Origin of the sequence: Achromobacter sp. (assembly GCF_032113835.1) — a bacterium.
Classification (GTDB): domain Bacteria; phylum Pseudomonadota; class Gammaproteobacteria; order Burkholderiales; family Burkholderiaceae_B; genus Achromobacter.
Genome location: NZ_DAMCTG010000055.1, coordinates 13,251 through 35,844 on the forward strand (window position 1 = coordinate 13,251; position 22,594 = coordinate 35,844).

Below are 22,594 nucleotides of genomic sequence, written 5' to 3' on the forward strand. Positions count from 1 at the left end.
CCTCCTGCCCACTGATCCGTGTCTGTTCCAAAAAAAGTGCTCCGCAGCCTGTTCTGGGCCGCGCTGATCGTCTATGGCGTCGTCGCCATCGGGTTTCTGGGCGTGCGCTACTGGGTCCTCCCGCGGGTGGATCAGTGGCGCCCTCAGATCGAAGCCTACGCCAGCGAGGCGTTGGGCGCCCGCGTTACGATCGGCGCGATCCACGCGAACTGGCAAGGGCTCAATCCCAGGCTCGATCTCGCCGCCGTGCAGGTCTATGACGACGAGGCCGATCCGGTATTGAGCCTGCCGTCCGTGTCCGCGGTCGTGGCATGGCGCAGCCTGCTGTCGCTGTCGCCCACGCTGGTGAAACTGCGGTTGGAAAAGCCGGAACTCACGCTGCGGCGGGACGCGTCCAATCATCTGTGGGTCGCCGGTCAGAACATCGACCTGAATGCAAGCGACCACGCCTCCGACCTGAATCATCCGGGCCTGCGCTGGCTGGCGGCGCAGCGCGAGCTGCTGGTCAACGACGCCACGCTGCGCTGGCAGGACGAATTGCGCCAGGCGCCGGAACTGACGCTGAACGGGGTCGACTTCCTGGTGCGCAACGGCAAGCTGTCGCATCGGTTCGTGCTGCAGGCCTCCGCTGGCCCCGCGCTGGCGCACAAGCTTGAGCTGCGCGGCGAATTCAACCGCAGCCTGTTCGCCACCGACGCCAGGAAACCCGCCAACTGGAGCGGCCAGATCTTCGCGCAGGTCGATGACCTGGAACCGCGGGCCTGGGCGCCGTGGATCGACGTGCCTGCGGTCGCTGGCCGGCTGGCCGCGCGGGCGTGGTGGCAACTGGACCACGGCAAGTTCACGGAACTGACCAGCGACGTCGCCGTGCGCGGCGTGGCCTGGACCTCCGCGCCGGACGGTCCCGCCGTCCAGAGCGGCTCGGGCCAACTGCGCTTTTCCGTGTGGCCCGGCGATTACGTGAAGATCGAAGGCGTGCCGCTGGGGCGCAGCACGGGCGCACCTGACGTGGCCGTCAAGGGCGCGGTGCATCAGTTGCGCGTGACGCTGCCCGGCGTCTTCGAGACGCCGACGCTGCGGGCCGACGACCTGGAACTCGACGCCCAGGTCAAGGGGCCGGATCCGGCACATTGGTTCGTGGACGTGGCCCAGTTGCGCCTGGCCAATGACGATCTGGAAGCACGCCTGCAAGGGCAATGGCGGCCCGAGGGCAAGACCGCCGCGGGCAGTGTGGACGTGCGCGGCACGATGGTCCGCGGGTCGATGCCGGCCATCCACCGTTATTTGCCGCTCGAGGTGAACGCGGACGCCCGCGAATGGCTGGCGACCGGCCTGCCCGCCGGGCAGATGCATTCGGCGGCCATCACGCTCAAGGGCGATCTGGACGACTTTCCGTACGGCGCGCCGGGCTCGACCGGCGAATTCGTCATCGCGGGCAACTATTCCGGCGCCAAGGTCGATTACGCGCCGGCGCGCAAGCACCACAAGGGCTGGCCGATGCTGGAAAACCTGTCGGGCAGTTTCCGCATCGACAAGGTGAGCCTGGCCCTGGACAGCGCGGGCGGCGCCGTGGCGCATACCGGCCAGGGGCACACGGTCACGTTTGGCGCGGTGAAGGCCGCCATTCCCAACATGGAGCACGACTCGCAGCTTCGCGTCACCGGCGACACGTCGGGACCGGTGGCGGCGTACCTGGCGCTGGCTGCGAATTCTCCGCTGGGCGAGTTGCTTGACGGGGCGCTGGACGAGGCGCGCGGCACCGGCGACTGGCGCATGCCGCTCGATCTGACCGTGCCGCTGCTCAATACCGATGACACGCAGGTGCTGGGGCGCATCAAGTTCGCGGACAATTCGTTCAGCTTCATGCCCGAGATTCCGGTGCTCAGCCAGATCCACGGCGATCTGGAATTTTCCGAAAAGGGCGTGCAGACCAAGGGCATCCGCGCGCAGTTCCTGGGCGGCCCCGTCAACATCTACGGCACGCTGGCGCAAGGCACGGACGCGCTGCGCTTTGACGGCACGCTGTCGGGACCCGGCCTGTCGCAGCTGAGCCGCGCGCCGTCGATGTCGCGCTTTACCGGCCGGGCGGCGTACAAGGGCCGTCTCATCTACCTGAAGGGTGGCGCGATCGATATCTCGGCCGAGTCCGACCTGATCGGCATGGCGATCGACATGCCCGCGCCGGCCGGCAAGCCCGCCAAGTCCGCGCAAATGTTGAAGCTGCAATGGTCGCCGGCACAGGACAGGGGAGGGCGCGACCGGCGCTGGCTCACGGCAAGCCTCGGCGACAACGTGAACGCGCTGTTCGAGCGGGACCCGGCCGATGGCTCGTCGTCGTATTTTTCGCGTGGCGCACTGGGCGTCGGACGGCCCGCCAGCCTGCCGGAGCGCGGGCTGAGCCTGAACGCCAGCCTGCCCGAGCTGGACATGGACGGCTGGGAAAAGGTCTCGGACGGATTCGACGAACCGCCCGTCAAGGGCAGGGCGCCCTCCAAGCCCATCCTGCCGCAGCCCGAGCGCATCAGCCTGGCGGCCGGCGTGCTGCACACCAGCGGCTACACCTTCAATGACCTGACCCTGTATGCCACGCGACCCGCGCCGGCGCGCTGGCGCGTCGAACTGGAATCTCGGCAGGCGGCGGGCACGCTGGAATGGCGCGAGGCGCAGGGCGCCATCGCCGGCCAGATCACCGCCCGCCTGAAACATCTGTCGATCGCGGGCGAGGGCGACGCCAACCAGGCCGACAAGGCGCTGGCGTCCGGCAACGACCTGTCGGACATCCCCGCGATCGACCTGCAGGCCAATCAGTTCATGCTGTACGGCAAGAACCTGGGCGTGCTGCAGGTGACGGGCACCAATCTGGAACGCGGGCGGCAGTGGCGGCTGGACAAGTTGTCCATCACCAACGATTCGGCGGCGCTGAACGCCACCGGAAATTGGGGGCTGGAAGGCCCGAACCGCGGCCTGACCGTCGATGCGGTGCTGAAGCTGGAGAACGTCGGAGACTTCATGGGCCGCATCGGCTTTGAGAACGTCGTGTCCAACGGCAAGGGAACGATCCAGGGCAAGGCCACGTGGCGCAACCTGCCGTGGACGCACGACATCGCGGACGTGGTGGGGGACGTGGTCGTCAGCCTGGACAACGGCCGCTTCATGCACGTGAACTCCCGCACCGCACGGCTTTTGGAGCTGCTGTCGCTGCAATCGCTGCAACGGCTGGCGCGGCTGGACGTCAATCCCACCAACCTGCTGCGCGATGGCTTTCCGTTCGACACCATCCGCGGAAACGTCAAGGTGGCCGACGGCATGCTGACCACCGAAGGCTACAAGATCAACGGCCCGGTCGCCGCCATCGTCCTGGCCGGGGGCGTGAACCTCGTCAAGGAACGCTGGGACATGAAGGCGGTGGTGATTCCGAATCTGGATGCCAGCGGCGCGGCAATGGTGACCGCGCTGGCGGTCAATCCGCTGATCGGCCTGGGCGCTTTTGTCACGCAATGGCTGCTCAAGCAGCCGCTCGCCCGCGCGATGACCATGGAATACGCCGTGACGGGTAGCTGGGATGACCCCAGCGTCGAGCCGATCGAAGCCGGCAAGGAACCGGCCAAGCAGACGCCGCGCCCCGCGAATGCTACGCCGCGCCGGATGCCGGAATTCATCGAACATTGAGCCGCCGAGGATCCAGGTGTCAGACACCCATTGAGACGCCGCACCAAGCCGACGACAATCTCCGCCGGGTGTCAGACACCGCCCCCAGCAAGAAACACCCATAAAAAAAGCCGCCCATACAAAGGCGGCTTTTCTTGGCGCGGACGTTCCGCTTACTTCTTCTTCATCATGTCGAAGAATTCGGCGTTGGTCTTGGTGGCGCGCATCTTGTCCAGGATGAATTCCATGGACTGGACTTCGTCCATGTCGTGGATGAACTTGCGCAGCACCCACACCTTCTGGAGCAGGTCCGGGGCGATCAGCAGCTCTTCGCGGCGGGTGCCCGACTTGTTCAGGTTGATGGACGGGTAGACGCGCTTTTCGGCCAGGCGGCGCTCGAGGTGGACTTCGGAGTTGCCGGTGCCCTTGAATTCTTCATAGATGACTTCATCCATGCGGCTGCCGGTTTCGATCAGCGCGGTGCCCAGGATGGTCAGCGAACCGCCTTCTTCCAGGTTGCGCGCCGCGCCGAAGAAGCGCTTGGGGCGCTGCAGGGCATTGGCGTCCACGCCGCCGGTCAGCACCTTGCCGGAAGCCGGCACGACGGTGTTGTAGGCGCGGGCCAGACGGGTGATCGAGTCCAGCAGGATCACGACGTCCTTCTTCATTTCGACCAAGCGCTTGGCCTTTTCGATGACCATTTCGGCCACTTGCACGTGACGCGTGGCGGGTTCGTCGAAGGTCGACGCAACCACTTCGCCGCGCACCGTGCGCTGCATTTCGGTCACTTCCTCGGGACGCTCATCAACCAGCAGGACGATCATGACGGCGTCGGGGTAGTTCGTGGTGATGGCGTGCGCAATGTGCTGCATCATCACCGTCTTGCCGGACTTGGGGCTGGCGACGATCAGGCCGCGCTGGCCCATGCCGATAGGAGCGAAGACGTCGAGGATACGGCCGGTGAGGTTTTCCTCGCTCTTGATGTCGCGTTCCAGACGGATGACGCGGTTCGGATGCAGCGGCGTCAGGTTCTCGAACATGATGCGATGCTTGATCGCCTCAGGAGCCACGCCGTTGACCTTGTCCACCTTCACCAGGGCGAAATAGCGCTCGCCATCCTTGGGGGTGCGCACTTCGCCTTCGATGGAATCGCCGGTGTGCAGATTGAAACGGCGGATCTGCGACGGCGAAATGTAGATGTCGTCGGTGCTGGCCAGATACGAGGTTTCCGGCGAGCGCAGGAAACCGAAGCCGTCGGGCAGGACTTCAAGGACGCCGTCGCCGAAGATCTGCTCGCCCTGCTTGGCGCGCCGCTTCATGATGGCGAACATCAGTTCCTGCTTGCGCAGGCGGTTGGCGTTCTCGATTTCCAGGCCAGCGGCCATTTCGAGCAGCTGCGAGACGTGCAGCGCCTTCAGTTCGTTGAGGTGCATCGCGGTGAGTGTTGGGGGAAAAGTAAAGGAGGGTCTGGCGGCGCGCCACGGACGGGCTCGCGCGGTACTGAATGAGCGCCGCCTATGCGGCGGCGCCCTCGCTTACAGCACGCGATTTACAACGCGCCGTCCAGGAATGCGGTGAGTTGCGACTTCGACAGCGCGCCAACCTTGGTGGCGGCAGCCTGGCCGTCTTTAAAGAGCATAAGAGTGGGAATGCCGCGGATGCCGTACTTGGTGGCGGTACCCTGGTTTTCGTCCACGTTCAGCTTGGCGATCGTCAGACGGCCAGCGTATTCGGTGGCGACTTCTTCCAGGATCGGGGCAATCATCTTGCAGGGGCCACACCAGGCAGCCCAGTAGTCCACCAGCACCGGCTGGCCGGATTTCAACACATCGGCATCGAAGCTGGCGTCACTGACGTTCTTGATTTGGTCGCTCATGATGGTGATTCTCGGTTCGGCAGCAAAAGGCGCGTGAAAACGCGCCTTGCCTTTGTTCTTGTTTGTGGAATGGGCTAAAGCATACCACTGTCAATAACAACAGGCATACCACTGTTAATAACAACAGGGTTTGCAGGTTTTTGTGTAGGATGTTGCGGCGCAGCTGTCGCGATCCGGAAGGTCAACGCCCGGATCGGCGGTTGTGACTGTCACCATCCTACCGAAATCGGACCTGGTCAGGTCGTGCGCATCCCACCCGGAGCCGCGCAGAATCTAGGCTTATCCGTAAAATGTCGGTTTTTTTCCACAGATGTTGGGGATAACTTGGCCACTCCACGTTACAACGAGGCGTCCATCCGCGTCCTGAAGGGGCTGGAACCCGTGCGGCAGCGCCCGGGCATGTACACCCGCACCGAAAACCCCCTGCACGTCGTGCAGGAGGTCATTGATAACGCCGCAGACGAGGCCCTGGCCGGCTACGGCAAACAGATCCAGGTCACGCTGCATGCAGATGGCAGCGTGTCCGTCGAGGACGACGGCCGCGGCATTCCCGTGGGCCTGCACCCCGAAGAAAACGCGCCCGTCGTCGAACTCGTGTTCACGCGCCTGCATGCGGGCGGCAAGTTCGACAAGGCGGGCGGCGGCGCCTACGCCTTCTCGGGCGGCCTGCACGGCGTCGGCGTGTCCGTCACCAACGCGCTCGCCACCCGCCTGGAGGTCATCGTCTGGCGCGACAACGCCGTGAACCGCCTGGTGTTCAAGGGCGGCGACGTCGCCGAACCCCTGGCGCCCTTCGATCAGGGCGGCCGCAAGAAGTCCGGCACCCGCGTGCGCGTCTGGCCGGACGCCAAATACTTCGACAGCCCCAATATTCCGCTGGGCGAGCTGACGCACCTGCTGCGCAGCAAGGCCGTGCTGCTGCCGGGCGTGAAGGTCACGCTCGTCAACGAGAAAACCAACGACACCAAGACCTGGCAGTATCAGGACGGCCTGCGCGGCTACCTGGCCGAGGCCCTGGCGGGCGCCGAACTGATGGTGCCGTTCTTCGAAGGCGAGCAATACGCCGGCGCCGACCACGAAAACTTCGCCGAAGGCGAGGGCGCCCAATGGGTGGTGGCCTGGACCGACGATGGCAACGCGGTGCGCGAGTCCTACGTCAACCTCATTCCCACGCCGGCTGGCGGCACGCACGAGTCCGGCTTGCGCGAAGGCCTGTTTGGCGCGGTCAAGGGTTTTGCGGAACTGCACAGCCTGCTGCCCAAGGGCGTGAAGCTGCTGCCCGAAGACGTGTTCGCCCGCGCCAGCTTCGTGCTGTCGGCCAAGGTGCTCGATCCCCAATTCCAGGGCCAGATCAAGGAACGCCTGAACAGCCGCGACGCCGTGCGGCTGGTGGGCGGCTTTTCCAAGAGTGCGCTCGACCTCTGGCTGCACAGCAACGTCGAATACGGCAAGAAGCTCGCGGAACTGGCCATCCGGCAGGCGCAGGCGCGCCAGCGTTCGGCGCAGAAGGTCGAAAAGCGCAAGAGCTCCGGTGTGGCGGTGCTGCCCGGCAAGCTGACCGACTGCGAGTCCAGCGACGCCACACGCACCGAGGTGTTCCTGGTCGAGGGCGACTCGGCCGGCGGCTCGGCCAAGATGGGCCGCGACAAGGAATTCCAGGCCATTCTGCCGCTGCGCGGCAAGGTGCTCAATTCCTGGGAAGTCGACCGCGACCGTCTCTTTGCCAACAACGAGATCCACGACATTTCCGTGGCGATCGGCGTCGACCCCCACGGCCCCAACGACTCGCCCGACCTGTCCGGCCTGCGTTACGGCCGCATCTGCATCCTGTCGGACGCGGACGTCGACGGCTCGCACATCCAGGTGCTGCTGCTGACGCTGTTCTACCGGCACTTTCCCAAGCTCGTCGAGGCCGGCAACGTCTACGTCGCCAAGCCGCCGCTGTTCCGCCTGGACGTGCCTGCCCAGGGCAAGCGTCCCGCCCGCAAGATCTACTGCCTTGATGACGGCGAACTCGAAGCCGCGCAGGACAAGCTGCGCAAGGAAGGCGTGCGGGAAGGCGCGTGGGCCGTCAGCCGGTTCAAGGGCCTGGGCGAAATGAACCCCGAGCAGTTGTGGGAAACCACCATGAATCCGGACACGCGCCGCCTGCTGCCTGTGGGCTACGGCGACCAGACGCCCGACGACACCACCCGCATGTTCGACATGCTGATGGGCAAGGGCGAGTCCTCGCAACGCCGCGCGTGGATCGAGGAAAAGGGCAACCTGGCGGAGCTCGACATCTGATGACGCCGTCCGCGCCCGGGCAAGCCCGCATGGTCGTCGACCTGACCGCCGACGACTACGCGGATTTCGCCGCCTATGTGTACAAACGGCCGGAACTGCGCCGCCGCCGGTACCGGTCTCATCTGCGCTTCGGCGTCCTCATGATCGTCGCACTGCTGGCGTACCTGATCTGGCAGACCTGGGACGGCAAGGGCCCTAATTGGGGCGCGATCCTGCCGGTGTATTTCCAGGGGCTGGCGGTTGGCCTGGGCATCCTCGCGCTGCTGGCCCTGGCCTACGAATACGTGTTGCCCGGACTCGTGCGGATGAACACGCGCCGCATGCTGGCCAAGCAGCCGGACACGCTGTACCTGGGGCGGCACGAGCTGGACTTCGGCCCCGACGGCGTCACGGACAGCACTGCCTCCGCCTCCGGGCAGATGGCATGGACCGACGTGCGGCGCGTCGAGGAAACCCCCGAACATCTCTACGTCATCCTCGGCACGCTGCAGGGCGTGATCATCCCCAAGCGCGGGCAGGACGCCGCCACGCTGCAGGCCGTGCGCGCCCAGATCCGCGCGCATGTTGCCGACACGCAGCTCATGACCCCGTCCGCCTGAGGCGCATTGACGCCGTTTCGATGAATTTGTCTACCTGAACACATCATGACCGACAGCAATCAACCCGGCCTGTTTGACTCCAACCCGCCCGGCGGCGACGGCGATGGCGACGGCAACGCCGCCATCACGCTGGCGCGCTACGCGGAGCAGGCCTATCTGGACTACGCGGTTTCCGTGGTGCGCGGCCGCGCGCTGCCCGACGTCGGCGACGGCCAGAAGCCCGTGCAGCGCCGCATTCTTTTTGCCATGCAGGCGATGGGCCTGGGCTCCGGCGCCAAGCCCGTCAAATCGGCACGCGTGGTCGGCGACGTGCTCGGCAAGTACCACCCGCACGGCGACCAGGCCGCGTACGACGCCATGGTCCGCATGGCGCAGGATTTCTCGCTGCGCTATCCGCTGATCGACGGCCAGGGCAACTTCGGTTCGCGCGATGGCGACAACGCCGCCGCCATGCGTTACACGGAAGCGCGCCTCACCCCCATCGCCAAGCTGCTGCTCGACGAGCTGGACGAGGGCACCGTCGATTTCGTGCCCAACTACGACGGCAGCCAGCAAGAGCCGCAGATGCTGCCGGCGCGGCTGCCCGTGATGCTGCTGAACGGCGCCTCGGGCATTGCTGTCGGCATGGCCACCGAGATCCCGCCGCACAACCTGCGCGAAGTCGCCCAGGCCTGCGTGGCGCTCATCAAGCAGCCGCAGCTGCCGGACGAGGAACTCTACGCCATGATCCCCGGCCCGGATTTCGCGGGCGGCGGACAGATCATCACCCCGGCGGCCGATATCGCGCAGATCTACGGTGTGGGCCGCGGCTCGCTCAAGGTGCGCGCGCGCTGGCAGTTTGAAGAAATGGCGCGCGGCCAGTGGCAACTGGTCGTCAACGAGCTGCCGCCCGGCACGTCCGGCCAGAAGGTGCTCGAGGAAATCGAGGAAATCACCAATCCCAAGGTCAAGACCGGCAAGAAGAGCCTGACGCCCGAGCAGACGCAAGCCAAGGCCGTGATGCTGAACCTGCTGGATGCCGTGCGCGACGAATCCGGCAAGGACGCCGCGGTGCGCCTGGTCTTCGAGCCCAAGACCTCGCGGGTGGACCGCGACGAGTTCGTCAACACGCTGCTGGCGCAGACCAGCATGGAAGGCAGCGCCAGCGTCAACCTGGTGTGCATCGGCACCGACGGCCGTCCGCGCCAGAAGGGCCTGCGCGACATCCTGGTCGAATGGCTGGCGTTCCGCACCAACACCGTGGTGCGCCGCACGCGTTTCCGCCTGGACAAGGTCATCGACCGCATCCATGTGCTGGAAGGGCGCATGGTCGTCTACCTGAACGTGGACGAGGTCATCCAGACTATCCGCGAATCCGACGAGCCCCGCGCCGCGCTGATGGAACGCTTCAAGCTGTCCGAGCGCCAGGCCGAGGACATCCTCGAAATGCGTTTGCGCCAACTGGCCCGCCTGGAAGGCTTCAAGATCGAACAGGAACTGGCCGACAAGCGCAAGGATCAGGTCTCGCTGCAGGAACTGCTGGACAACCCCACGACGCTCAAGCGCCTGCTGATCAAGGAAATCGAAGCCGACGCCAAGCAATATGGCGATGAACGCCGCACGCTGATCGAAACCGCCGAGCGCGCCGTGCTGGAAACCAAGGTGCTGGACGAGCCGGTCACCGTGGTCGTGTCGCAGAAGGGCTGGCTGCGCGCCCGCCAGGGCCACGGCCATGACGCCTCGCAATTCGGCTTCAAGCAGGGCGACGACCTGTACGGCGCCTTCGAGTGCCGCACCACCGACACGCTGATCGCGGTCGGCGACAACGGCCGGGTCTACTCGGTGCCGGTGTCCGGCCTGCCGTCGGCGCGTGGCGACGGCCAACCGGTCACCACGATGATCGACCTGGAATCCGGCACGCGCATCGTCCACACGATCGCCGCCTCGGCCGACAGCCGCTGGCTGCTGGCCACCCGCGGCGGTTACGGGTTCGCCGCCAAGCTGTCCGACATGGTCAGCCGCCAGCGCGCGGGCAAGCAGTTCATCACGCTTGAAACGGGCGACGAAATGCTGCGTCCGGTGCCGCTGTTTGCGGGCGCCCAGCAACTGGCGCTGCTGTCGCAAAAGGGCAAGTTCCTGGTCTTCGGCCTGGACGAGGTCAAGTCGCTGTCGGGCGGCGGACGCGGCACCATCCTGATGGGACTGGACGGCGCGGACAAGCTCGACCAGACCGTGCCGATCGGCCCGAAGGGCTTGCGCGCCACCGGCATCTACCGCAACAAGATGACGGAAGACATCCTTGCGGGTGCAGACCTGGCGGTCTACGTCGGCAAGCGGGCCCGCAAGGGGCGCGCGCTGGACGTGCGGCCCAAGCAGCCGCTGCTGTCTCCGGTGCTGGGTTGACGCCTGCGCGCCGCCTGACGCGGAACACGCCCGGCGGCGCGCGCCACTTACGCCGCCGGGCCGCCATCCAGAGGCGCGCATGAGCATCGATCTCGCCGCCCGGCCGCGCCTTGCGCACGTCGATGCCCTGCGCGGCTTTGCGCTTTTCGGCATCCTGGTCGTCAACATCAACGTGTTCGCCTTTCCGTACTACGGTGGGGGCGTGCCGGATCCGGTGTATTCCAGTCCCTTGGACGTGACGGTCCGCTGGCTGGTCGCCTGGTTGTTCGAAACCAAGTTCTACCTGCTGTTTTCCTTCCTGTTCGGCTACAGCTTCACGTTGCAGATGACGGCGGCCGAACGCGCCGACGCCGCTTTCGCGCCGCGCTTCCTGCGCCGGCTGGCGGGGTTGGCGGCCCTGGGCATGGCGCACGCCATCCTGTTCTACCAGGGCGACATCCTGGTGACCTACGCTTTGCTGGGCCTTGCGCTGCTGTTGTGCCGGCGCATGGACCCGGGCCGGGCGCTGCGCGTTGCCCTGTGGCTGATCGCGCTGGCGTCGGCGGTGTGGGCGATCCTGGGCGCGCTGAGCTTCCTGGACCCCGTGCCGGCCGGCTACGCGCTGCAATACAAGGCCGACGCGCTGGCCTCCATCGAGGCGTACCGCGGCACCGTCGGCACCACGATCGCGCAGCACATCAAGGAACTCACCGAAGCCATCTGGTTCACGGTCCTGTTCGTGCAAGGGCCGTTCGTCTTCGCCATGTTCCTGGCCGGCTACGCGTTGGGACGGCGCAATGCGCTGGCGGATCCCTGGCGCTCGCCCCGCGCCCTTGGACTGTTGTGTGCGCTGGGCGTCCTGCCCGGGCTGGCCGGCGCCGCGGCGTATGCCACCAGCGCATTGCCGCAGGCGCGCGTGGTGTGGGAACTGCCGGGGCTGGCCGTGGGCCTGTTCACCGCGCCGCTCATGAGCCTGTCGTACGGGGCGGCGTTCCTGCTGGCGCTGCGCACGGGGCCGGGAGAGCGCCTGGGAACCTGGCTGGCGCCGGCGGGCCGGATGGCGCTGACCAACTACCTGATGCAGTCGGTGATCTGCGCATTCCTCTTCACGGCGTGGGGCCTGCGGCTGTATGCCGCCGTGACGCCCCTGACCGCGTTTCTGATTGCGGTAGCCATCTTTGCCGCCCAGTTGCCGCTGTCAGCCTGGTGGCTGCGGCATCACGCTTATGGACCCGTGGAATGGTTCCTGCGCGCGCTCACCATCGGCGCGCGCCCGCCCTGGCGGCGGGCGGGCGCGGGCTGATCTACGCGATCGCGGCATCGATGGCGCCAACGAGGCGTTCCGTCAGTTGATCCAGTTCGTCGTCGGAGATGATGAAGGGCGGCGCGAGCAGCACGTGATCGCCCTGTCGTCCATCGAGGGTGCCGCCCATCGGATAGACCATCAAGCCCCGCGCCATGGCCTCGCGCTTGATCCGCGCGTGCAGCGTCAATTCGGGATCGAAGGGCTGCTTGGTGGCGCGATCCTGAACCAGCTCCACGCCCATGAACAGGCCCCGGCCGCGGATGTCGCCCACATGCGGGTGTTCGCCCAGTGCCGCCTGCAGCCGCTGCGCCAGGCCTGCGCCTTGCACCCGCACGCGCTCGAGCAGCCCGTCGCGCCGGATCACGTCCTGCACCGCCAGCGAGGCCGCGCACGCCAGTGCGTGACCAAGATACGTGTGGCCGTGCTGGAAGAAGCCGCTGCCTTGCTGCATGGCCTGCACGATGTGCTGCTGCGCCATGACCGCCCCGACAGGCTGGTAGCCGCCGCCTAACCCCTTGGCGATGGTGATGAGATCCGGCGTCACCCCTTCCTGTTCGACGGCGTACAGCGTGCCGGTCCGGCCCATGCCGCACATCACCTCGTCGGCGATGAACAGCACGCCGTGGCGGTCGCAGACCTCGCGGATGCGGCGGAAATATCCGGGCACGGCCGTCACCGCGCCAGACGTGGCGCCCACCACCGGTTCAGCCACGAAAGCCATCACGGAGCCGGCGCCAAGACGCTGGATGGCCGCGTCAAGCTCCTGCGCAAGCCGTTCGCCGTATTGTTCGGCGGTTTCGTCGCCACGTTGATCGCGATAGGCATAGCACGGCGAGACGTGTTCGACCTCGATCAACAGCGGCGCGAACTGCGCGCGCCGCCAGGCGTTGCCGCCAACCGCCAGCGCGCCCAGCGTGTTGCCGTGATAGCTCTGCCGCCGCGCGATGATGTGGCGGCGCTGCGGCTGGCCGATTTCGACGAAGTACTGGCGCGCCATCTTCAACGCCGCTTCCACCGCTTCCGAGCCGCCCGACACGAAATAGGCATGCGAGGTGCCGGCGGGCGCGTCGGCCACCAGTCGGGCCGCCAGTTTTTCAGCGACCTCCGTGGTGAAGAAGCTGGTGTGGGCATAGGCCAGCGCGTCGATCTGCGCGTGCAGGGCCGCCTGGACGTCCGGGTGGTTGTGTCCCAGGCAGGACACCGCCGCGCCGCCTGAGCCGTCCAGATACGCGCGGCCTGCACTGTCATGGATCCAGACGCCCTGGCCGCGCACGGCGACGGGGGGCGTATGGCGAAGGGAGCGATGCAGGATGTGGGTCTGGCTCATGCTGCGGGTTCCTGGGGCAGGTTGAAAGAGGCGTCGGCTCGCAGGCCTCAGCCATGGCGGCGCGCGGAGGCGCCGGTCCAATAAACGTTGTCAGCCCGCAGGCGCTGCTCCACCTCGGTCAGCCGGTCCAGCACCGCTTCGCCGCCGCGGGCCGTCAGCCGGGCGATCAGGTGCTCGGCCAGCCCGAGCAGTCCGGCGGTCGTGTGAAAGAATGAGCCCGGTCCCTGGCGCGCCGGCCGGGCCTGCACGCCATCGCGGTCGGGCGGGGCAAAGCGCAGGGTGTGGCGGGCGTCCACGGCAAGCGGCGACAGTGGGTCGTCGGTCAGCGCCACCACGGCCACGCCGCGCTGCGCGGCCTGGCGCGCGAGCTCCACGGTGGCGGCCGGGTAGGGCGCCTGCGAGATCACGATCAGCGCATCACCCGCGCCCAGGTTGTCGATCTGTTCGGCCGGCGCGCCGCCCAGCCCGTCAATCAGCACACTGTTGCGCCGCACGAGCTGATACGCATAGCGCATCTGGAATGCAATGCCGAAGGCTGATCGCGTGCCCAGAAAACCGACCTGATGCGCGTTCAATAGGGTTTGCACGGCGGCGTCGAACGCCTCAGGCGGGTTCAGCGCGCACACCGAGGACACTGCCTGCACCTGATACCCGGTCAACGCATCGTGGCCGGGTTCGGCGGACTCGCCTGCGGCAGCCTGCAGGGCCGCGGCACGGTCGCGCAGGCCCGGCTCGCCCTGTTCGGCCAGCGCCTGCTGGAACGGCTGACGGAAATCCTCGTAGCTGCCATAGCCCACCGCGCGGGCCAGCCGCAACATCGTGGCCGGCGCCACGCCCAGCGTCTGCGCTTGGCGGCGCATCGACCACAGTCCCACTTGCGCGGGATTCGCCACGACCCAGCGCGCCGCCCGCTGCAATTCGGGCGGCAGTTGCTCCAGCTTTTCCTGGAGGGTGGCGAGCAGGGAGGACGGCAGGGGCATGCTGGCAGGACCGGCGAATCACGTAGAAAAACATATGATAAATAAAACATCATGAACAAAACATATGTTTTTTTATCAGGACTTGCCCGCAGGCGTTTGTTCTCGCAGGCCTTCAGCACAGCGGACTCAGCGTGCTGACAAGTCCGTTCATACTGCGGTCATCCTCGCCAAATCCGCGTTCATTTATTTACATCGTGCCCGGGTTTTTGTTTGACTCGAATAACTCGGGCGCATATGATTCGTGTAGAAATGATTTTGCCCGAACCATCTGTATCCATGACTGACGCCGCGAAAACCGAAACCACTCAGCAGTACGACCTGCGCATTTTGCGAGCCTTGCGCCGCATCACGCGTTCGATCGCGCTGCATTCGCGACAGCTGTCCGCGGTCAGCCACATCACTGCACCGCAACTGATGTGCCTGCGCACCGTGATCGCCAACGGTCCCATGACCGCCACCGCGATCAGCCGCGAGATGCACGTCAGCCCCAGCACGGTGGTCGGCATCCTGGATCGCCTTGAAGACAAGGCGCTCATCCGCCGCGAGCGGGGCCGTGAAGACCGCCGCATCGTGTTCGTCACCGCCACCGAGGCGGGACGTGAATTGGCGCAAGGCGCGCCGTCGCCGCTGCAAAAGCACCTGGCTGACGCGCTCAATGCCTTGCCGGAATTGGAACAGGCCACCATCACCCTGTCCCTGGAGCGCATCGTGACGCTTATGGAACAGGACGGTCAGGCCGCAGTCGACACGCATGGAGACGTGTCGTCGCCCATCCTTGAAGTGCCCACGGGCGGGGCACCCCCAGAATCGGGAATCGTTGCATGAAGAAAAACGAACTGGACTCCCCCATACTCTCAAGTGCCGTGGCGCCGGCGGTCAGCGCGCAGACCCATACCATGCGTCTGCCCGACCGCAAAGACGGCGCCGCGATCCACCGCCTCATTTCCGAGTGCCCGCCGCTCGACCTGAATTCCCTCTACGCGTACCTGCTCCTGTGCGAGCACTTCCGCGACACCTGCGTCCTGGCTGAAAGCGCCGGGGGACGCATCAATGGTTTCATCTCCGCATATGTGGACCCGTCCCGCCCTGACGTCCTGTTCGTCTGGCAGGTTGCGGTGCACGCCCGCGCTCGCGGCCAACGCCTTGGCCGCGCCATGCTCCGGGAACTCTTGCAGCGCAAGGGCCTGGCGCATGTCCGCTATCTTGAAACCACGGTGGGGCCTGACAACCAGGCTTCGCGCCGCACCTTCGCCGGCCTGGCCGCCGAAGTAGGCGCCCACGTTTCCGAGCAGCCGTTCTTCGACCGGCAACTCTTCGGCGGCGCGGACCATGACGACGAGATGCTGTTAAGGATAGGTCCGTTCGCCTTGCCGTCCCCGTAGGGGCGTCACAGGCCTGAAGGGCTTATCGATTTACCGGGATGGTTCGAACTGTCCGGGTGCGCTTGCCGCACCTGGCGGGATCAGGCCGTCCGTCAATTAATGAGTTGAAAAGGGAGGATTAATCATGGACTTGAAGATCTTTGACCGCATGGAGTCTGAAGTGCGGGGCTACATCAGGTCGTTTCCCGTGATATTCAATCAGGCCCGTGGCTCGACGCTCATCGATGAAGATGGCACCGAGTACATCGACTTCTTCAGCGGCGCAGGCACGCTGAACTACGGCCACAACAATCCTGTTCTCAAGGAAAAGCTGCTGGAGTATGTGCAGGCGGACGGCGTCGTCCACGGTCTGGACATGGCCACCAGCGCGAAGAAGCGTTTCCTGGAGACGGTGGATCGCGTGCTGCTCAAGCCGCGCAACTGGCAGTACACGCTTCAATTCACCGGCCCGACCGGCACCAATGCCGTCGAAGCCGCGCTGAAGATCGCGCGCCAGGTCAAGGGCCGTCCCAATGTCATCTCGTTCACGCACGGCTTTCACGGCGTGAGCGGTGGCTCGCTCGCCGCGACGGCCAACATGAAGTTCCGTGATGCCGCCGGCTACGCGCTGGGCAACACGACCTTCATGCCCTACGACGGATACTTCGGTCCGGACGTGGACACCATGGCGTACATGGAACGCATGCTGGAGGACCCGAGCAGCGGCATGGACAAGCCGGCCGCCGTCATCGTGGAAACGGTGCAGGGCGAAGGCGGCGTCAACGTGGCCACGCTGCGCTGGCTCAAAGAGCTGGAAAAGCTGTGCAAGCGGCACGACATGCTGCTGATCGTGGACGACATCCAGGTCGGCTGCGGCCGCACCGGCACGTTCTTCAGCTTCGAGACCGCCGGCATCCGCCCCGACATCATCACGCTGTCCAAGTCGCTATCCGGCTTTGGCCTGCCGATGTCGCTGGTGCTGATGAAGCCCGAGCTGGACATCTGGAAGCCCGGCGCCCACAGCGGCACCTTCCGCGGCAACAACCTGGCGTTCGTCACCGCTACGCAGGCGCTGGAAACCTACTGGACCAACGCGGCCTTCACGGCCGACATCCAGCGCAAGGAACGCCTGGTCGGCGACTGGCTCGAGAACCTGGTGCACAGCTATCCCAACGCCGGCCTGTCGGCACGTGGCCGCGGCCTGATCCAGGGCCTCGTGTCCAACGGCAATCCCGCCTTGTCCAACCGCATCTCGCAATGCGCCTTCAAGAAGGGCGTCGTGATCGAAACATCGGGCGCGCACGACGAAGTGCTGAAGCTGCTGCCCGCGCTGACGATCGAGGAAGACCTGCTGGCCAAGGGCCTGGATCTGATCGAGGCCAGCGTGGCCGAAGCGCTGGCCGATGAGGGGCAGTCTGCCCGCATCCTGAAATTTGGAGGAAAACGTCAATGATCGTACGTAATGTCAAAGATGTGATCGGCACCGCCGACGAAGTCCGCACCGACACCTGGGTCAGCCGCCGCGTGCTGCTGAAGAAGGATGGCATGGGCTTTTCATTCCACGAGACCACCATTTTCCCGGGCGGCCGCACGCACATCCACTACAAGAACCATCTTGAAGCGGTGTGGTGCATCGAGGGCGACGGTTCGATCGAGACCATTGCCGACGGCAAGAAGTACGACCTCGGCCCCGGCGTGGTCTACGCGCTGAACGAAAACGACGAGCACTGGCTGTGCGGCGGCAAGGAGCCGCTGCGCGTCATCTGCGTCTTCAATCCGCCGCTGACCGGCCAGGAAGTGCACGACAAGGAAGGTGTCTACGCGCTGCCCGACGCTGTCGCAGCCTGAAACCAGGAGGTACGCATGATCTCACCCGCGAAGGATCCGTACGCCTCCCGTACGGATCGCAGTTCCGCCATCATTTCCCGCCAGGATCCGGTCGTCTATGAGGACGGCAAGTATGCCAACGCCCTGAGCGAAGAGCAGGTCGGCCAGTACGACCGCAACGGCTTCCTGCTGCTGGAAAACTTGTTCACGGAGGCCGAGGTGCGCGCGCTGTCGGCCGAGGTCGAGCGCATGACGCGCGACCCGTCCATCGTCCGACGCGAAGAGGCCATCACCGAGCCGGGCAGCAACGCCGTGCGTTCCATCTTTTTGGTGCACGTGCTAAATCCCATGCTGGCACGCCTGGTGCGCGATCCGCGCCTGGTCAACGTGGCACGTCAGATTCTCGGTTCCGAGGTCTACATCCACCAGTCGCGCGCCAACATGAAGCCGGGCTTCAAGGGCAAGGAGTTCTATTGGCACTCCGACTTTGAAACCTGGCACGTCGAAGACGGCATGCCGTCGATGCGCGCGCTCAGCTGCTCGGTGCTGCTGACCGACAACAACGAGTGCAACGGCCCGCTGATGCTGGTGCCCGGTTCGCATCGGCAGTTCATCTCGCGCGTCGGCGAGACGCCGAACGAGCACTACAAGCAGTCGCTGAAGAAGCAGGAATACGGTGTGCCGGATCCTGTCAGCCTGCAGTTGCTGGTGGAGCAGGGCGGCATCAGCACCATGACGGCCAAGGCCGGCTCCGTGGTGTTCTTCGACTGCAACACGATGCACGGCTCGAACAGCAACATATCGCCGTGGCCCCGCGCCAACGTCTTCATGGTCTACAACAGCATGGAGAACACCCTGAACCCGCCCAAGTACGGGCTGACCCCGCGTCCCGAACACATCGCGACGCGCAAGGGATTCAAGGCGGTCACGCCGCTGGACACCTTGAAGCTGGTCGGCGGCTGAGCAACCGCCACCTCATCTGGCCCGGGCTAGTCCCGGGCTTTTTTTGTCTCTTTCGGGCGGTCCGGCGCGCCGCATTTCTTGTATTCTCTGCGGCATTCGCCACTCGTTGAGCCATCGCCGCCATGTCCGCCCGCATCCTCAGCCTGCATATCTACCCCGTCAAATCCTGCGCGGGCATCGACCTGACCGAATCCCCCATCGACCGCGCCGGCCTGGCCCATGACCGGCGCTGGATGGTGGTGGACGCGGCAGGCCAGTTCATGACGCAGCGGCAATGGCCGGCCATGGCGCTCATCCGCACGGCGCTCACCGCCGACGCGCTGCGGCTGTCGGCGCCCGGCATGGCGGACCTGGAAGTCGCCCTGGACGGATCGGGTCTGCAAGGGGAGGCACTCACGGTCGGCGTCTGGGCCGACACCACCACGGCCCGGCGCGAAAGCGAAGCCGCCGCCCAATGGCTGACCCAGTTCCTTCAAACCCCATGCGGCCTGCTAAAGGTGGACGCCGCGGCGCGCCGCGACGCCAAGCCCGATTGGGTGTCGCGCTGGGTCGATGCACACCCCGACCTGGCCGATGCCTTCGTGGGGGAGCACTGCTTTGGTTTTGCCGACGGATTTCCGCTGCTGATCGCCAACCAGGCATCGCTGGACGACCTGAATACCCGCCTGCAAGCCAAGGGCGCTGAACCCGTCCCCATGGACCGTTTCCGTCCCAACATCGTGGTCGAAGGCGAATGGGAGGCCTTCGAGGAAGACCACACCGCCATGATTTCGGCGGCCGGGGTGCGAATGGCGTTCGTCAAGCCGTGCACGCGTTGCTCGATTCCCGACATCGACCAGCGCACGGCCAAACAGTACGAGGAACCGGGCCGCACGCTGGCGGGTTACCGCAATCTGGACATCGGCGTGGTGTTCGGCCAGAACGCCATTCTGGATGCGCCGGCGGGGGCGCGGCTGAAGGTCGGCGACGCGGTCGAGATCGAACTGGATTTCTGACGCGCCGCCCGGGCGGGCCCTGTGCCGCCTTAGCCTTACGGCGTCGACAGCTTCAGGCCAACGAGGCCCAGCACGATCAACGCGACGCTGGCGATGCGCAGCCAGCTCGCCGACTCCCCAAACAGCACGATGCCGGCCACGAAGGCGCCGATCGTGCCGATGCCCACCCACACCGCGTAGGCGGTGCCCAGCGGCAAGGTCTTCATCGCCAGGGCCAGCAGCCAGAAACTGACCAGCATGCCGCCCACCGTGACGACGGACGGGCCAAGCCGGGTGAATCCGTGGGTGTATTTCAGGCCGACGGCCCAGACGATTTCGAACAGGCCAGCCAATACAAGGATGATCCAGGTCATTCACGACTCCATATTGCGTAGCCGGCAAGGCGCCGGCATAAATGGGGTCGTCCCCGGAAAACGCGCCAGCCGTTTGACTGTGCGCAGCAACGGGCCGTCCCGTTGCGGCAAAAATTATAGAATACCGGCTTTCGACGGCAAATCCGGATGCCGGGCATCAACCTTGCAACACTTCGCGAACCGGGCCGCGAAACCAGGAAATTCTTTATGCAACGCATCATGCTGCGGGCAAAGCTGCACCGCGTCACGGTCACCGAAGCCGACCTTCACTACGAAGGCTCTTGCGGCATCGACGAAGACCTTCTCGACGCTGCCGGCATGCGCGAGTTCGAACGTATCGAACTCTACAACGTGACGAACGGTGAACGCTTCGACACCTACATCATCAAGGCGGCCCGCGGCAGCGGCGCCATCTCGCTGAACGGCGCGGCTGCGCGCCGGGCCCAGGTGGGCGACCTGCTCATCATCTGCACGTACGGTCCGATGTCCGAAGAAGATTCGGCCAAGCACAAGCCCCAGGTGGTGCTCGTGGACGACGCCAACCGCGTCAAGGAAATCCGCAAGTTCCCGGCGTGACGCCGGGCCGGGCGAAGCGCCTTCCCGGCACAGCCGGATAGCGCTTCGTCGCCTCTGAACCGTTTCATCATGAGCTTCCAGGTCATCATCCAACCCAGCAAGCATCAATTCCCGGTCGAGCCCGGCCAGACCGTGCTCGACGCCGCGCTGGCGGCGGGTATCGTCCTGCCTTACAGCTGTCGCAACGGCGCGTGCTCCACCTGCAAGGGCAAAGTGGTGTCCGGGGAGTTCGACGCCGGCCAGTACCCCGCGCAGATCCTGTCACCGGAAGAACTGGCCGACGGCTACACGCTGTTCTGCCAGGCCCGGCCGGAATCCGACCTCGTGGTCGAATCCACCGAGGTCCGGCTGGCCAGCGACATCCAGATTCGCAAGCTGCCGTCGCGCGTGCAGACCATGGAACGCGTGGCGCCGGACGTCACGGTCCTTAAGCTGCAACTGCCGGCCTCCGAGCAGTTCCGTTACTACGCCGGCCAATACGTCGAAATCATCCTGAAGGACGGCCGCCGTCGCAGCTATTCGATGGCCGGCGCGCCGCACACCGGCAGCCCGCTCGAACTGCACATCCGGCATATGCCGGGGGGCCTCTTCACCGATCACGTCTTCGGCGCCGGCGACACGCAGATGAAGGAACGCGAGATCCTGCGCCTGGAAGGGCCCTTTGGATCGTTCTTCCTGCGCGAAGACAGCGACAAGCCCATCGTGCTGCTGGCCAGCGGCACGGGCTTTGCGCCGGTCAAGGCGATCGTCGAACACATGATCCACAAGAACATCAACCGTCCCGTCGCGCTGTACTGGGGCGGCCGCCGTCCGCAGGACCTCTACATGGATGCCCTGGCGCAATCCTGGTCCGCGCAGCTGCCGAACTTCCGCTACGTGCCGGTGGTGTCCAACTCCGTGCAGGAAGACAATTGGACCGGTCGCACCGGCTTCGTCCACGAGGCCGTGATGCACGACATCGCGGATCTTTCCGGGCACCAGGTCTATGCCTGCGGCACGCCGCTGATGGTCGATGCGGCCCGCCGCGAGTTCAGCGCGCAGAACGGGCTGCCGCCGGAAGAGTTCTACGCGGACGCCTTCACGTCCGAGGCCGATCTGGCGAAGGCCGGATCGTAAGTAATATGTTTTTTATTACTTAGGCGGCTGCAAGACGGCAAGGTAAACTGCTTTGGCAGCGGCCTGCCGGGGGTACGCGGACATCGGGTCCGCGCACGCAACCGGCATGCAAGGAGCGATGCGGGCATGAAAGTAGCGGTATTGGGTAGCGGCATTATCGGCATCTCCAGCGCCTGGTGGCTCAGCCAGGCGGGTCATGACGTCGTGGTCATAGACCGCTGCACCGGTCCCGCCCAGGAAACCAGCCTTGCCAATGGCGCGCAGATTTCCGTCTCCTACGCCGAGCCCTGGGCCAATCCCCAGGCGCCGATGAAGCTGCTCAAGTGGATGTTCCGCGACGACGCGCCGCTGCTGTTCCGTCCGCAACTGGACTGGCGGCAGTGGATGTGGGGCCTGGCATTCCTGCGTGAATGCCTGCCCGGCCGGCTGGCTCCCAACATCCGGGCCATGGTCCGCATGGCCGAATACAGCCGCGCCACGCTGCGCGGCATGCGCGCCGACCTTGGCATCCAGTACGACCACCTCGAACGCGGCATCCTGAATTTCTACCGCGATCCCCACGAATTCGAAAACTCGCAGCGCGCCGCCGGCCTGATGCGCGACTTCGGCGTCGAACGCCGCGTCGTGAACACGGACGAAGTCATCGCCATCGAGCCCGCGCTGGCGCCACATCGCGCCACGATCGTGGGCGGCGACTACACGCCCGAGGACGAAAGCGGGGACGTGCACCTCTTTACCGTCGCGCTGGCCGAACACTGCGCGCGCGCGGGCGTCGAATTCCAATACAACACGCGTGCGACCCGGCTCCTGACACAGGGCGGCGCGGTCACGGGCATCGAACTCATCCAGCCCGATGGCCGCTATGCCACGCTGTCGGCCGACGCCTATGTCGTCGCCATGGGCAGCTTCAGCCCGGCAATGCTGCGTCCCCTAGGAATTCCGTGCAACGTGTATCCGGCCAAAGGCTATTCGGCCACGTTCCCCGTGCTGAATCCGGGTGCGACGCCCACTGTCAGTCTG

19 protein-coding genes are annotated in these 22,594 nt (G+C 65.6%); 14 read left to right on the forward strand and 5 right to left on the reverse strand.

Annotated features, from left to right (window positions below; translation table 11 throughout):
- The first annotated feature begins 36 nt into the window (after nucleotides 1-36).
- Nucleotides 37-3,669 (forward strand): YhdP family protein, encoded by a 3,633-nt coding sequence (locus RT697_RS18165; RefSeq protein ID WP_313700766.1) that lies wholly within the window; start codon nucleotides 37-39, stop codon nucleotides 3,667-3,669.
- Between the two features lie 152 nt (nucleotides 3,670-3,821).
- Here the strand turns inward: RT697_RS18165 and rho are convergent, their stop codons facing one another.
- Both rho and trxA read right to left on the reverse strand, forming a co-directional pair.
- Complete coding sequence (gene rho / locus RT697_RS18170; protein ID WP_043541410.1) at nucleotides 3,822-5,081, reverse strand: transcription termination factor Rho; 1,260 nt, start codon at nucleotides 5,079-5,081, stop codon at nucleotides 3,822-3,824.
- Nucleotides 5,082-5,197: 116 nt separating this feature from the next.
- Entirely contained in the window at nucleotides 5,198-5,524 is a 327-nt protein-coding gene (trxA, locus tag RT697_RS18175; RefSeq protein ID WP_006218534.1) for a thioredoxin TrxA, read from the reverse strand.
- A gap of 324 nt (nucleotides 5,525-5,848) precedes the next feature.
- Here trxA and parE point away from each other — a divergent pair, with 324 nt between their 5' ends.
- The 4 genes from parE to RT697_RS18195 all read left to right on the forward strand — a co-directional run bounded on the left by parE (nucleotide 5,849) and on the right by RT697_RS18195 (nucleotide 12,073).
- Nucleotides 5,849-7,810: a DNA topoisomerase IV subunit B gene (gene parE, locus RT697_RS18180; RefSeq protein WP_312432253.1), complete on the forward strand. Its 1,962-nt coding sequence runs from the start codon at nucleotides 5,849-5,851 to the stop codon at nucleotides 7,808-7,810.
- A complete protein-coding gene (locus RT697_RS18185; protein ID WP_313700768.1) occupies nucleotides 7,810-8,409 on the forward strand; it encodes a YcxB family protein in 600 nt (199 codons plus the stop codon). Before parE ends, RT697_RS18185 begins: the two co-directional genes overlap by 1 nt.
- 45 nt (nucleotides 8,410-8,454) lie before the next feature.
- Nucleotides 8,455-10,791, forward strand: coding sequence for a DNA topoisomerase IV subunit A (gene parC / locus RT697_RS18190; RefSeq protein ID WP_313700770.1), 2,337 nt, complete (start codon nucleotides 8,455-8,457; stop codon nucleotides 10,789-10,791).
- 79 nt (nucleotides 10,792-10,870) lie between these two features.
- Nucleotides 10,871-12,073, forward strand: a complete 1,203-nt coding sequence (locus tag RT697_RS18195) for a DUF418 domain-containing protein (RefSeq protein WP_313700772.1) — start codon at nucleotides 10,871-10,873, stop codon at nucleotides 12,071-12,073.
- Nucleotide 12,074: 1 nt separating this feature from the next.
- Here RT697_RS18195 and RT697_RS18200 read toward each other — a convergent pair whose 3' ends face one another.
- Both RT697_RS18200 and RT697_RS18205 read right to left on the reverse strand, forming a co-directional pair.
- Complete coding sequence (locus RT697_RS18200) at nucleotides 12,075-13,403, reverse strand: aspartate aminotransferase family protein (protein WP_313700774.1); 1,329 nt, start codon at nucleotides 13,401-13,403, stop codon at nucleotides 12,075-12,077.
- A 47-nt stretch (nucleotides 13,404-13,450) separates the two neighbouring features.
- Nucleotides 13,451-14,383, reverse strand: coding sequence for a MurR/RpiR family transcriptional regulator (locus tag RT697_RS18205; RefSeq protein WP_313700776.1), 933 nt, complete (start codon nucleotides 14,381-14,383; stop codon nucleotides 13,451-13,453).
- Nucleotides 14,384-14,659: 276 nt separating this feature from the next.
- Between RT697_RS18205 and RT697_RS18210 the strand changes: the two genes are divergently transcribed.
- From RT697_RS18210 to RT697_RS18235, 6 genes are all read left to right on the forward strand, one after another.
- On the forward strand, nucleotides 14,660-15,208 hold the full coding sequence (locus tag RT697_RS18210; protein ID WP_239214654.1) for a MarR family winged helix-turn-helix transcriptional regulator: 549 nt from the start codon (nucleotides 14,660-14,662) through the stop codon (nucleotides 15,206-15,208).
- The gene (gene ectA / locus RT697_RS18215) at nucleotides 15,205-15,765 is read left to right on the forward strand and encodes a diaminobutyrate acetyltransferase (RefSeq protein WP_175125060.1); all 561 of its coding nucleotides are present in this window, start codon (nucleotides 15,205-15,207) and stop codon (nucleotides 15,763-15,765) included. The genes RT697_RS18210 and ectA overlap by 4 nt, the downstream gene beginning before the upstream one ends.
- A 124-nt stretch (nucleotides 15,766-15,889) precedes the next feature.
- Nucleotides 15,890-17,197 carry a diaminobutyrate--2-oxoglutarate transaminase gene (gene ectB / locus RT697_RS18220; protein WP_313700779.1) on the forward strand — a complete coding sequence of 436 codons (1,308 nt, stop codon included), beginning with the start codon at nucleotides 15,890-15,892 and terminating at the stop codon, nucleotides 17,195-17,197.
- Nucleotides 17,194-17,592, forward strand: coding sequence for an ectoine synthase (locus RT697_RS18225; protein WP_056571502.1), 399 nt, complete (start codon nucleotides 17,194-17,196; stop codon nucleotides 17,590-17,592). The genes ectB and RT697_RS18225 overlap by 4 nt, the downstream gene beginning before the upstream one ends.
- A gap of 15 nt (nucleotides 17,593-17,607) precedes the next feature.
- Nucleotides 17,608-18,534, forward strand: coding sequence for an ectoine hydroxylase (gene thpD, locus RT697_RS18230; protein WP_313700781.1), 927 nt, complete (start codon nucleotides 17,608-17,610; stop codon nucleotides 18,532-18,534).
- A gap of 122 nt (nucleotides 18,535-18,656) precedes the next feature.
- On the forward strand, nucleotides 18,657-19,529 hold the full coding sequence (locus tag RT697_RS18235) for an MOSC N-terminal beta barrel domain-containing protein (RefSeq protein ID WP_313700783.1): 873 nt from the start codon (nucleotides 18,657-18,659) through the stop codon (nucleotides 19,527-19,529).
- Nucleotides 19,530-19,564: 35 nt separating this feature from the next.
- Here the strand turns inward: RT697_RS18235 and sugE are convergent, their stop codons facing one another.
- A complete protein-coding gene (gene sugE / locus RT697_RS18240; protein WP_175139258.1) occupies nucleotides 19,565-19,882 on the reverse strand; it encodes a quaternary ammonium compound efflux SMR transporter SugE in 318 nt (105 codons plus the stop codon).
- Nucleotides 19,883-20,089: 207 nt separating this feature from the next.
- On the opposite strand from sugE, the gene panD reads away from it, so the two are divergent.
- The 3 genes from panD to RT697_RS18255 form a co-directional block, all read left to right on the forward strand.
- The gene (gene panD / locus RT697_RS18245) at nucleotides 20,090-20,458 is read left to right on the forward strand and encodes an aspartate 1-decarboxylase (protein ID WP_039883066.1); all 369 of its coding nucleotides are present in this window, start codon (nucleotides 20,090-20,092) and stop codon (nucleotides 20,456-20,458) included.
- A gap of 69 nt (nucleotides 20,459-20,527) precedes the next feature.
- Entirely contained in the window at nucleotides 20,528-21,574 is a 1,047-nt protein-coding gene (locus RT697_RS18250; RefSeq protein ID WP_313700786.1) for a CDP-6-deoxy-delta-3,4-glucoseen reductase, read from the forward strand.
- A 126-nt stretch (nucleotides 21,575-21,700) separates the two neighbouring features.
- Nucleotides 21,701-22,594: FAD-dependent oxidoreductase (locus RT697_RS18255; protein WP_313700787.1), on the forward strand; the 894-nt coding region annotated here is incomplete at its 3' end.

Bases quoted from the DNA above. Each gene is read 5' to 3' on its own strand.
- rho (WP_043541410.1), bottom strand. From the start codon at position 5,081: ATGCACCTCAACGAACTGAAGGCGCTGCACGTCTCGCAGCTGCTCGAA.
- trxA (WP_006218534.1), bottom strand. From the start codon at position 5,524: ATGAGCGACCAAATCAAGAACGTCAGTGACGCCAGCTTCGATGCCGAT.
- RT697_RS18185 (WP_313700768.1), top strand. From the start codon at position 7,810: ATGACGCCGTCCGCGCCCGGGCAAGCCCGCATGGTCGTCGACCTGACC.
- parC (WP_313700770.1), top strand. From the start codon at position 8,455: ATGACCGACAGCAATCAACCCGGCCTGTTTGACTCCAACCCGCCCGGC.
- RT697_RS18195 (WP_313700772.1), top strand. From the start codon at position 10,871: ATGAGCATCGATCTCGCCGCCCGGCCGCGCCTTGCGCACGTCGATGCC.
- RT697_RS18200 (WP_313700774.1), bottom strand. From the start codon at position 13,403: ATGAGCCAGACCCACATCCTGCATCGCTCCCTTCGCCATACGCCCCCC.
- RT697_RS18205 (WP_313700776.1), bottom strand. From the start codon at position 14,383: ATGCCCCTGCCGTCCTCCCTGCTCGCCACCCTCCAGGAAAAGCTGGAG.
- RT697_RS18210 (WP_239214654.1), top strand. From the start codon at position 14,660: ATGACTGACGCCGCGAAAACCGAAACCACTCAGCAGTACGACCTGCGC.
- ectA (WP_175125060.1), top strand. From the start codon at position 15,205: ATGAAGAAAAACGAACTGGACTCCCCCATACTCTCAAGTGCCGTGGCG.
- ectB (WP_313700779.1), top strand. From the start codon at position 15,890: ATGGACTTGAAGATCTTTGACCGCATGGAGTCTGAAGTGCGGGGCTAC.
- RT697_RS18225 (WP_056571502.1), top strand. From the start codon at position 17,194: ATGATCGTACGTAATGTCAAAGATGTGATCGGCACCGCCGACGAAGTC.
- thpD (WP_313700781.1), top strand. From the start codon at position 17,608: ATGATCTCACCCGCGAAGGATCCGTACGCCTCCCGTACGGATCGCAGT.
- RT697_RS18235 (WP_313700783.1), top strand. From the start codon at position 18,657: ATGTCCGCCCGCATCCTCAGCCTGCATATCTACCCCGTCAAATCCTGC.
- sugE (WP_175139258.1), bottom strand. From the start codon at position 19,882: ATGACCTGGATCATCCTTGTATTGGCTGGCCTGTTCGAAATCGTCTGG.
- panD (WP_039883066.1), top strand. From the start codon at position 20,090: ATGCAACGCATCATGCTGCGGGCAAAGCTGCACCGCGTCACGGTCACC.
- RT697_RS18250 (WP_313700786.1), top strand. From the start codon at position 20,528: ATGAGCTTCCAGGTCATCATCCAACCCAGCAAGCATCAATTCCCGGTC.